General features: G+C 41.5%; 3 protein-coding genes. 1 reads left to right on the top strand and 2 read right to left on the bottom strand.

What is annotated here, in order from left to right:
* Window positions 1–218 precede the first annotated feature (218 nt).
* Both H6G97_RS46895 and H6G97_RS46900 read right to left on the bottom strand, forming a co-directional pair.
* On the bottom strand, window positions 219–842 hold the full coding sequence (locus tag H6G97_RS46895) for a hypothetical protein (protein ID WP_190947219.1): 624 nt from the start codon (window positions 840–842) through the stop codon (window positions 219–221).
* A 217-nt stretch (window positions 843–1,059) separates the two neighbouring features.
* Window positions 1,060–3,231 (bottom strand): ATP-binding response regulator, encoded by a 2,172-nt coding sequence (locus H6G97_RS46900; protein WP_190947220.1) that lies wholly within the window; start codon window positions 3,229–3,231, stop codon window positions 1,060–1,062.
* 178 nt (window positions 3,232–3,409) lie between these two features.
* Here H6G97_RS46900 and H6G97_RS46905 point away from each other — a divergent pair, with 178 nt between their 5' ends.
* Window positions 3,410–3,781, top strand: coding sequence for a response regulator (locus tag H6G97_RS46905; protein ID WP_190947221.1), 372 nt, complete (start codon window positions 3,410–3,412; stop codon window positions 3,779–3,781).
* Window positions 3,782–4,072: the final 291 nt, after the last annotated feature.

Below are 4,072 nucleotides of genomic sequence, written 5' to 3' on the forward strand. Positions count from 1 at the left end.
ACTCGTTCCAAATTTCCGTCTAAGAAGCCTGTTCATCGTGGCACTGGTACTCAACGCCAACCGCTCAATTTTTCCATTATCAACACTGCTTAATTCTTAACCGAAAAGTATTGTAACAGCCGCACCATTGATTTTGTAAGGGTCGCGTATTATCTCAATCAGCAATTCAAAAAAACATCTATCGCAATCATTTTCCAAATGGGTATTACAGTCTTTTTTTACAACCCAGTAAAGTTGTAACCTACTCCAATCATCAGTCCTACATCTGTTTCATCTAAAAACGCTGCATTTACTCCTGCTGTTGCCGTGAGGTTAGTACTCAAAGGAACATCTACGCCACCAGATAAAAGCAAGCCAACGTCTGCATCATCACTAGTTTCAATCGCTACGCCAGCCCCAACGTATGGTGCTACAGCGAATGTATCTTCAAAAGCATCTGCTGTCCGAAAGTTAAAGTCATAAGTGAGAGGAAGCAAAATAACAGGGTCGTCCTCAATCGCTACAGATGGTCGTACAGATAAGGTACGCGTCAGCCCAATTTTGCTGATCACCATAAAACCACCTTCACTTAAAGCTGAATCACCACCTAAACCAATGTTGCCAGCAACTCCAATATAGCTGGAGCCACCACGGGTTGTTCGACCTGGATCGACATCCACTTGCGCCACCTCAGCAGAAGTTTTAGAAGCAGGTTGTGTTGGCTGGGGAATCAAATCGGCTGCTGTTGTTGAAATTTTATCGGGAGTCTGTATTTGTGCTTGAGCAGATAATCCACTTCCAATCATTGTGATTGTGGAGGAAATAAACAACGCAGAAAATCGCTGTAACCAAATACTGTTCATTTTTCAAATTTCCAAATAATTTTGTATGAAGGAACCAGACATTGGAAAGCAATCTAATATGCAACCAAATTGCTGTTACTTTCCTAACCGATTCAAGCTGATGTCAGCCAACTTCATTAACTGTATGGATAACACCATTTCTCGCCTAAATTACACTTTTGAAGTTATCTAGGAAAAGTGGAAAAGTTGTGGATATGAACAATATTTTCAAAATTGCTCAGAGTTTACTAGACATTTTACCCAGGCTGGCAACAACGGCAATTAACTCAGCTGCTCTAACTGGTTTGGCAATATGTAGCTGAAACCCTGCTGCTAATGCCTCTTTGTAATCTTCTACTCTGGCATACCCCGTCAGTGCAACAGCAGGAATCCGCCCGCCTCGTTCTGCTTCAATTTTTCTGATTTTACGCATCAGCGCGTAGCCATCCTCGCCTGGCATTCCAATGTCGCTGATTAACACATCTGGATGTAATTCTTCTAATGCCTCAAGTACCTGCCCTGTAGAGCTAAAAGTACTAACTTTCGCTCCACACTCTTCGAGTACTGCGGTAATCCACTGCCGCACATCCGCTTCGTCATCTACAACCAGTACTCGCAAGTTGGTAAGGGGATTGGGGATTGAGGATTGGGTACTGGGGACTGGGGATTGGGGAGAGAAGTGTAAGTTATTCTCTCGTGTCCCTCTGCTCCCCTGCTCCTCTGCTCCTCTGCTTTCTTCTAAAATGGGCAACTTGACTGTAAATGTCGCTCCTTGCCCTATTCCTTGGCTTTGGGCTTGGATTGTGCCACCATGCAGTTCTACCACATGACGGGCGATTGCTAGCCCTAAACCTAGTCCTTTATTTGACCGAGTATGACTACTATCTGCTTGGCAAAAGCGCTCAAATACGTGAGGTAGAAAGTCAGCACTGATACCTTGCCCTGTATCACTCACTTGAATTTGAACATAGTTAGGAATCGAGGGTTGGGAAAACTCTTCCCCACTCCCTACTCCCCATTCCCTATTCCCCACTTCCTTTAACAACCGCACCTTAATTCGTCCGTCGTTGGGTGTAAATTTAATTGCATTGGTGAGTAAATTTAACACAACTTGTTGCAAGCGATCTGAATCACCCGAAATTTTTTCTATTGAAGTATCAAGTATAGTTTCAATTTGAATATTTTTAGTATCTGCCAGTGATTGTACAACCTCGATCGCGGCTGTAATTACTTTTACTAAATCTATTAAATCAATGGAGAGCGAAAGTTCTCCTCTAACAATCCGCGAAATATCAAGTAAGTCTTCAATAAGTTGCATTTGCAAATTAGCATTGCGTTCAATTATCTCCAATGCAAGAGTTACTTTAGCTTCATCTAGCGCGCCCGTTTGCAACATCCCAGCCCAACCAATAATTGCAGTCATGGGACTACGTAGTTCATGGGATACTATTGCTAAAAACTCGTCTTTGGAACGGTTTGCGGCTTCTGCTGCACTTTGTGCCGCTTCGCTCACAGCGCGTGCAGCTTGTTCTCGTAGCAGCAGTTGCTCTTTTTCTTCCTCAACTTGTTTGCGCTCAGTAATATCTTGCATAATTTTAGAGAAGCCGCGCAGATTTCCATTTTCATCTCGTAAAGGTGTGATTACACAATGCGCCCAGAAAAATGTACCATCTTTACGGAGATGCCAACGATTTTCTTTAGAAAAACTCTCAGTTACGGCTTTTGTTAATACTTGTTGTGGTTGTCCGCGCTCAATTGCTTCTGGTGAAAAAATCCGCTCAAAAGGTTGACCAATAATTTCTGCTTCTTGATAGCCTAAAATACGCTCGGCTCCAATGTTCCAACTGGTAAAGTTACCATTTCGATCTAACATAAAAATTGCGTAATTAGTTACTCCTTCTATTAGCAATCGATAACGTTCTTCACTTTGGCGCAGAGTGTCTTGAATTTGACGTAGAGACTCGTAATTTTGCTGGGCAGCTCGCGCGTTTTTCTGAGCTTGCGATCGCGCTTGGCGCAGTGCGGAGTTAAGTGAGCTGATCAACACTGCTACCAGCACAAACTGAACCAACCCTATTACACTGAATCCAGCAACAGCCAGAGAATAAAAAGGGGGCAAAAGGAAGTAGGCGCAGACTATAGCAGACAAAAAAGTTGCCAACAGTCCTGGGTTGAAACCACCATACCAGGAACTAACCATGACAGCACCTAAAAACAACGGATAAATGGAATTAAGCCTTTGTAGCTGCCATAGAAGCAGTGTCAGCAGTAAAGCTAGTAAAACCGTTAAGGATGCAATGCTATAGCCTTGTAGTTGCGATGGCCTCCGGTCGGTCGGAGACCATCGTGTAGCGTGTTTGCAGGAGAATCGCCAAAGGCGGGGCAAAGCCCATCGTGTCAATTTCCACATTTTCTATTATTTTTGGTTATGCCATCTCTTTATTAAACTTCTACCCTAGTTTTCCACTTTCAAGTTTTACCATTAAAAATTAATCTTAAGAGAATGGTAGCTTTAAACAATGCCCCTCATTACATTGGAATAGTTAAAGCACTAAGTAATAATAATTTAAAACAGGAAGATAATAACGATGACCTCTAAGCAAATCTTAGTTATTGATGATGAAGATGACATCCGTCAATTGATTCAGACTTGTCTAGAAATAATGGGAGGCTGGGAAGTGTTAACTGCTACTTCAGGCAATCAAGGATTATTCTTAGCTCAATCATCTCAACCCGATGCTATACTTTTGGACGTAATGATGCCTGATATGGATGGGTTGACAACTTTTCAAAAATTACAGGCTAATCAAACAACTAAACACATACCTGTGATTTTGCTTACAGCAAGAGGACGTAATAATGATAAAAATCTATTTAATAATCTAGGTGTCAGAGGCATAATCAGTAAACCATTTAATCCTCAGAAACTAGCTGTTCAAGTAGCAGAAGCCTTGAGCTAAAGTATATTACAAAATCTGGTGTTTCCAGTTCAGCTATTCATGAATTAAGTAATACTATAGCAGTCCTAAATGATTTGTAAAAATTTTGATGCCAGAGATAGAATTACTGTAGTATCTCTAATTTAGGGTAGATTTGCTTGAAAAAAGGTCTATCTATAGTTTTAGTAGCCTCTTTCTTAGAGGATGTTTGAAAAGTCGGAAAAGGTGTAAAAAAGCTCTCTCAGTATAAGCTGTGAATAGATAATAAACAGTACCGAGAGAGTGACATGAGTAAAGCATATCCCAGCAACC

This window comes from Nostoc flagelliforme FACHB-838 (assembly GCF_014698065.1).
GTDB lineage: Bacteria > Cyanobacteriota > Cyanobacteriia > Cyanobacteriales > Nostocaceae > Nostoc > Nostoc flagelliforme_B.

What these genes read in the sequence shown, in the direction of transcription:
- H6G97_RS46895 (WP_190947219.1), bottom strand. Translation starts at nt 842, where the DNA reads ATGAACAGTATTTGGTTACAGCGATTTTCTGCGTTGTTTATTTCCTCC.
- H6G97_RS46900 (WP_190947220.1), bottom strand. Translation starts at nt 3,231, where the DNA reads ATGTGGAAATTGACACGATGGGCTTTGCCCCGCCTTTGGCGATTCTCC.
- H6G97_RS46905 (WP_190947221.1), top strand. Translation starts at nt 3,410, where the DNA reads ATGACCTCTAAGCAAATCTTAGTTATTGATGATGAAGATGACATCCGT.